Below are 2,567 nucleotides of genomic sequence, written 5' to 3'. Positions count from 1 at the left end.
AAAAAACAGGCTTGGCGGAAATTTACAAGCAAGGTAAGCATCTTGCCAAAAAATATAACGGACAATATTGTGAGGCGAGTCGGGAATTAAAAAAATGGTTTCGCACATTGCCAGAGAACCACCCCTCTAAGCAGCACAGCCATTATGCCGCAATTGATGAAAAAGGAGTTTACTTTCCAGGAGACATCTCTTGGCCGGGCGGTGGGGGACCTGTCTATGATGTCTTGCATCCCGTTACTAAAAAGCCTGTTAAGGTTCCAGCGAGAGGCTGGGCTTATACCGAACAACGCATGAAAGAATTCCTACAGGCAGATTTGATCCATTTTGGTATAGATGAAACAACGATCCCCTGTATAAAGCGATATCTCCATGACACAGAGCATCAGGTTCCATACAGCGTGTTTTATCATGATGGCAGAAGGGCGATGAAACGCTTGCGAAAGCTCATGGATGGTCAACTTTTTCCCTTTCCGAAGGACGAACGCTTAATGAAAAAGGTGCTGGAGATTGTCACGCATAAAGAATCCATTGTTTTAGATTTTTTTGCAGGCTCTTCTACTACCGCCCATGCTGTTATGCAGCTTAATGCAGAAGATGGGGGAAAACGTAAATTTATCATGATTCAGCTGCCAGAAGCCATACCAGCTACTTCCACAGCCTACCATCAAGGCTACCGAACCATTTGTGAGCTAGGTCAGGAACGAATCAGACGAGCGGGAGAACAAATTTTACAGGAAACAGGAAGCCAGCAGACTGATTATGGATTTCGGGTCATTACGCTTAGCGGTGCTGATAGAGATACAGCAGTCGATTAAGGGACTCTTGCTTGCCCTGTGGATGGTAATCGCCATAGTAAATGAGACTGTGCAAATAACTTTGTTCGGCTTGCCAAAACTTACCTAACTGCTGATAATATTGACCTAGTAAACGATAAAAATGACCGTAGCTTCTTTTTTCAAGATAAGTTTCGGGTTGGATGCTCCAAAGATTTTTATCCTCAAGTAAAGAGGAAATATTCGAAATGTGGCCATAATCTAAGTATATCTCCATGAGCTGATTGACCACTTCGAGAATGGTTTTACGGCTAGCATGCGTTAGACATTTTTTAAACTGCCGAATAGCGGTTGCTTTATTGCCTATTCGATACTCAAGCAATGCTCTCATTAGTCTGTAATGCTCAGAGGAGGAGGTGCGGGAGATTTGACTATAGCAAATAAAAGCCTCTTTAGCTCCCTGGAAATCCTCCAATGCATACGATGAGTAAAATAAGATGCGGTAAGCATCTATTGTGTCAGCAGGCTTGCGTTGAGCAATCTGCAATAGCTCCTTACTATACAAGATGGATTCGTCGTAGCGGCATAATAGATAGGCATGCATGCTAATGTGCTGGTATAGCTGGATTTGTTGCTCAGCAGGCAGGAGATCTGCATAAAATAATACGTTTTTTCCTAGGTAAAAGGCGGATTCGAAGTCCGCTTCTTTTTGTTGTGCCATTAAATATAATTGGAGAAAAAGCTGAGCCAAATGCTGAAGCAACCCGTGGTCTCTCGCATACTGAGCCATGAGATCGTACAGCGTTTGTTTTAACACACTGTCTTTTACCTGTTGAGTTTGTTCATATAACCTATTGAGCAGACGGTCGGTCTCTTCCTGAGGAGACTTTAAATAACTAAGTGCAACTTTGCGCACAAGCTGTATATTGCCAATGAGGAGGGCATCCTCCAACAGCTCCTCTACTATTTCAAGCCGTGGTTCCACCAATAAATACGCTTCGATAATTTCTGCATAGGGGATGTGCAGGTGTTCGACGAGGGGTTTTAATGTTTTTAATTCTGGACGCTTCGTATCAGCGTTTTCAATTTTGGAGATGACGCCCTTACTAATCCCAGTCATGTAGGCAAGCTGTGTGATTGAAAGGTTGGCTTGTTGCCGATAATTGCGAATGATTTCGCCGATAGTGACGTAGTGCATACTATCTTGAAATAAAGTACTCATGAGTTGACCCCTTCTTTCCTCACAGATTTTTACCAAAAAGTAGCCCAAATAAGGTATACAATCCTTAAATTTGTTTATAACAAGGCTATGAAAGTAGATAGAGGAGGTATGAAAACGTTGAGTGGATTCTGGATAAAGCTAGTTCTGACTCCTTTCTTATTCCTGCTACTAGATAATGTGTATGGTGGCATTTATTATCCTTATTGGTGGGAACCTGTAGTAGCAGGTGTAGTGGTAGCGCTCCTTGGTCAGTTAATGGAAGTAATGTTTTTGCAGCCAGGTACATTATGGTTAACGACTTTTCTTGATATGATCATGTGTTTGGTTGTCGTCTTCTTTACTAAATTAATCTTTAGTGGAACAAAAATGGGGATGGATGGCATTTTCTTTTTCGCTGTTTTTTTCGGTCTAACCGAGTATTTCTTGCATCTGTGGCTTATTCGCAGTGGCCGCGTGGGGAAAGTATGAGCTAAAAAACCGAGGTGCTTGGTACTCGGTAGCGATCTTGTGCTAGCCAGCCAAGATCGCTTTTTTCATTGCGAAAGGGGATAGGAATATACGTTCTGTTAGGT

At 42.5% G+C, this 2,567-nt stretch carries 3 protein-coding genes; 2 read left to right on the top strand and 1 reads right to left on the bottom strand.

Going from position 1 to position 2,567, the window contains the following annotated elements; genetic code table 11:
* A partial coding sequence (locus AYJ08_RS22630) for a DNA methyltransferase (RefSeq protein ID WP_255365476.1) occupies positions 1-815 on the top strand: 815 nt, incomplete at its 5' end.
* Here AYJ08_RS22630 and AYJ08_RS22625 read toward each other — a convergent pair.
* On the bottom strand, positions 781-1,995 hold the full coding sequence (locus AYJ08_RS22625; RefSeq protein ID WP_064019555.1) for a helix-turn-helix domain-containing protein: 1,215 nt from the start codon (positions 1,993-1,995) through the stop codon (positions 781-783). The genes AYJ08_RS22630 and AYJ08_RS22625 overlap by 35 nt on opposite strands.
* A 108-nt stretch (positions 1,996-2,103) precedes the next feature.
* Between AYJ08_RS22625 and AYJ08_RS22620 the strand changes: the two genes are divergently transcribed.
* On the top strand, positions 2,104-2,463 hold the full coding sequence (locus AYJ08_RS22620; RefSeq protein ID WP_064019554.1) for a hypothetical protein: 360 nt from the start codon (positions 2,104-2,106) through the stop codon (positions 2,461-2,463).
* Positions 2,464-2,567 lie beyond the last annotated feature (104 nt).

It is taken from the genome of Brevibacillus sp. SKDU10 (assembly GCF_001645205.1).
Lineage (GTDB): Bacteria > Bacillota > Bacilli > Brevibacillales > Brevibacillaceae > Brevibacillus_B > Brevibacillus_B halotolerans.
The sequence above is the reverse complement of the archived record's forward strand: the minus strand, read 5'-3'. Positions and strand labels throughout refer to the sequence as shown.

Bases quoted from the DNA above. Each gene is read 5' to 3' on its own strand.
- AYJ08_RS22625 (WP_064019555.1), bottom strand. From the start codon at position 1,995: ATGAGTACTTTATTTCAAGATAGTATGCACTACGTCACTATCGGCGAA.
- AYJ08_RS22620 (WP_064019554.1), top strand. From the start codon at position 2,104: ATGAAAACGTTGAGTGGATTCTGGATAAAGCTAGTTCTGACTCCTTTC.